At 40.7% G+C, this 2,360-nt stretch carries 3 protein-coding genes and 1 pseudogene; all 4 read right to left on the reverse strand.

The annotated features are described in order from the left end of the window. Positions 1-101: 101 nt before the first annotated feature. A complete protein-coding gene (locus HT701_RS09700) occupies positions 102-308 on the reverse strand; it encodes a transposase (protein ID WP_050208322.1) in 207 nt (68 codons plus the stop codon). A gap of 54 nt (positions 309-362) precedes the next feature. Beyond that, positions 363-713, reverse strand: coding sequence for an IS66 family insertion sequence element accessory protein TnpB (tnpB, locus tag HT701_RS09705; RefSeq protein WP_172931471.1), 351 nt, complete (start codon positions 711-713; stop codon positions 363-365). Further along, positions 694-879 (reverse strand): hypothetical protein, encoded by a 186-nt coding sequence (locus HT701_RS09710; protein ID WP_031223047.1) that lies wholly within the window; start codon positions 877-879, stop codon positions 694-696. Before HT701_RS09710 ends, tnpB begins: the two co-directional genes overlap by 20 nt. Positions 880-1,214: 335 nt before the next feature. Further along, positions 1,215-2,360: pseudogene (locus HT701_RS09715) on the reverse strand (hypothetical protein); the annotation flags it as partial.

Below are 2,360 nucleotides of genomic sequence, written 5' to 3' on the forward strand. Positions count from 1 at the left end.
AATCCTCTAAGCGATGATGAACTTCTTCTGAATCGAATTGGGCAAGAAGAGCTTGACGTTTCCCTTTAGCTTTCTTACGTTTATAGGTGATTTCTTCTCTTTCAACTGGGAACATCTCCATCTTCATCAGATGAAACTTCCTCCTCAAAAAGGCTGACTTGTCCAGATGGACAAACACTTTTCTCAGAGGATTTTCCATAGAGCTTTTGCGTTAGATAAGCCACTTGTTCACGCAGAAGGGTAAGTTCATTGGTGAGACTATCAATTGTAGCACTCTGTTGTTGAATGATTTTTAATAAGTCTTTCATCGTCTTCCCCTCCTTGTTTTCTAACTTTATTATACTAAAAAGAAAGGCATCATTTCAATAGAAATCACGACTTTCTGATGAATTTATTTGGGGAGTGATAGAAAAGCCCTTCATCAGCCAGTCTACTTGTTCTGGTGTGAGAGCTTTGACATCCTTTTCTGTACTTGGCCAAGTCAACTTACCGTTCTCAAAGCGTTTATATAGTAGCCAAAATCCTTGACCATCCCAGTAAAGAGCTTTAAAGCGGTCTTTACGTCCACCACAAAAGAGAAAGACTTGACCTGAGAAAGGATCCAATTCAAAGTGGGTTTTAATGAGATAAGCCAGTGAATCAATGCCTTGTCTCATATCCGTTTTCCCACATACGAGATAGACCTGCCCTAGGCTAAATAGATGAATTGTCATAGAGCAACACCTTATCCAAAAGCTCTTCTATCATTTCGAGATTGAGAGATTGAAAAAAACTTACTTCAAGCTTGCCAATACGAATTTTAAGCAGAATATCATTTCTCTTTTTAGAATCAAAACGACGAGATTGTGGAATCTCTACAGGAACAATAGGTTGTGGCATTAAAATATCCTCCAATAGTTTTACTTTACTAATAGTATACAGGAGGTCTTCCATGAATGATAGATACCTTGTTATGACGCGCTTACAAATGTCCTAAATCAATTGTCTATTTTATCTCTATTAGCCCAGTGATGGCGTCACTCTGTTATAGTAGATTGAAGCTAGAATAGTACACCTTTACTTCTAAAACATTGTTAGAAATTGATTTGACTGTCCTGATCAATTTGTCCTATTCTTTATTTCATTTGTAACCGCCCAATAACGAAGTATATTGAAAAATCTCCAGATTAGTGAACTTACGGATAGTTCCTAATCTGGAGACTTTTAATATGTTATTAGGCGTTTGCTTTCAACTTAGCAATAACCTCTTTAAGATTATCAATCAACTCTGCTTCAGTATGCTCAGAGCCTTTTTCATCTGCTAAGAAAGAAACTGCATTTTGAAGTTCTTCTTGAGACTTTTTAAGGACATCCTTATCCACTGTTTCAAGGTTTAAGTTCTTAAGAAGTTTACTTAATTCCTTGGTTAATTTCTCGAGTTCTGATTCTTTATTACGACGAGCTAGGAGGAAAAAGAGGAGACCTAATAGAACCAGTATACTTGCCACAATAGCTCCTACTGAGATTTGAGTTTGGGCTACAGGCTTATCTGCTTCTGGTGCTGCCTCAGAAACTTTTTGTTCTCCAGCCTTCGTTGCTGACTGGCTTTCCTTAATGGACTCTAGGGAAGCAATGGCATCTTTGACTGTTTGCAAGATATGGCGCAACCCTTGCTCTGTCAAACTGTCATCTGCAAGAGCTTTCTTAGCCTCTGCCAAAACCAGACGTGCTGAATCTGTGGTAGGATTCGATACACCTGTCAATGATCTCAAAAGATTTTCTAAGGTTTGAGTCTGCTTACTTAGTTCTGACTTGTCTAAAGTTTCCTTATCAAGGGCAGCTTGTGCCTCCGCTTTGGCTTCATCTACTTGGGCTTGAGCAGCGTCTTTAGCTTTGTTGTAAGCATCGATAGACTCTGGGGTCATACCCGTTGTTGTAGCTGGAGTATCCAAGTTGTTCTTCGCAACCGTCAAGGCTTGTTTTTCTTGTTCGGTTGCGGCTGGCGTCAAGTTAGTCTTGGCTTGGTCAAGAGCTTCTTTGGCTTTGGTTACCTTAGCAATAGCATCTTGAACAGCTTGTTCGCTGGCGTTTTGGTCGTTGATAACGACTTGTGCTTCCTGAGCTGCAGTTTCAGCTTCTGTCTTGGCTTTGTTGTAAGCTGTGACAGAGTCTGGTGTCTTACCACTTGTATCTGGAGCAGCTTGAATACCTTGGTCGAGTTCCGCTTTAGCCGCTTCAAGAGCTTTCTTATCGGCTTGCGGTACCAAGTTCGCTTTGGCTGCATCCAAGGCTTGTTGGGCAGCATCCACTTTTGCTTTGGCTGCAGCAACTTCTGCTTGGGTTGCATTAGCACCCTTATCAAGGGCAGCTTGTGCCTCCGA

Origin of the sequence: Streptococcus sp. 10824 (assembly GCF_013276595.1) — a bacterium.
Taxonomy (GTDB): Bacteria; Bacillota; Bacilli; order Lactobacillales; family Streptococcaceae; genus Streptococcus; species Streptococcus pseudopneumoniae.